This window comes from Methylobacterium nigriterrae (genome assembly GCF_037106235.1).
In the GTDB taxonomy this organism is placed as follows: domain Bacteria; phylum Pseudomonadota; class Alphaproteobacteria; order Rhizobiales; family Beijerinckiaceae; genus Methylobacterium; species Methylobacterium nigriterrae.
Genome location: NZ_JBAWTG010000769.1, coordinates 1 through 283 on the forward strand (window position 1 = coordinate 1; position 283 = coordinate 283).

Annotated in this window: 1 pseudogene; it reads right to left on the reverse strand. The window is 78.4% G+C overall.

The features are described from left to right. Positions 1-246, reverse strand: a pseudogene (locus WDW90_RS39090) (methylmalonyl Co-A mutase-associated GTPase MeaB); the annotation flags it as partial. Positions 247-283: the final 37 nt, after the last annotated feature.

The window sequence follows — 283 nt, forward strand, 5'->3', positions numbered from 1 at the left end:
GTCGACCGCGAGCACCGCCACCTTGTGGCCGGCCCCCGTCAGATTCGCGCCGAGCGCGTCGATCGTCGTCGACTTGCCGACCCCCGGCACACCCGTGATGCCGACCCGGATCGCGTTGCCGGTCCGCGGCAGGACGGCGTCGATCAGGTCGCGCGCGAGCGCCCGGTGATCGGACCGCTTCGCTTCGGCGAGCGTGATCGCGCGCGCGAGCGCCGCGCGGTCGCCCGCGAGCAGGCGCGCGCGCAGCCGGTGGAGGGCGGGGGGGGGCGGGGCCCGGCCGCCG